Annotated in this window: 1 protein-coding gene; it reads right to left on the bottom strand. The window is 31.9% G+C overall.

Features of this window, described 5'->3' with window-relative positions; translation table 11 throughout:
- On the bottom strand, positions 1 to 153 hold a 153-nt coding region (locus tag ACWA1B_RS22560; protein ID WP_456910839.1), incomplete at its 3' end, for a peptide deformylase.
- Between the last annotated feature and the right edge of the window lie 126 nt (positions 154 to 279).

Below are 279 nucleotides of genomic sequence, written 5' to 3'. Positions count from 1 at the left end.
AACCTGCGGTGCTGCAAGTCCAACTCCATACGCATTGTACATCGTCTCGTACATATTTGCGATCGTTTCTTTTAGGTTTGGATATTCTGGTGTAATATCTTGCCCTACTTTTCTTAAAACAGGATCACCGTATCCTACAATTGGTAAAATCATTTGTTTTTATTTATGTTTTTATGTGCTGCAAAAACAGAATTAAAGTTCTGATATTTCAGCTGGCAAAAATAGTAAAAAATAGTCAATGAATAATTCTTATACGGTATTATATCATATTTTTTACAA

It is taken from the genome of Flavobacterium xizangense (genome assembly GCF_054075145.1).
Note: the sequence above shows the minus strand (reverse complement) of the source record. Positions and strands in the feature narration are given on the sequence as shown.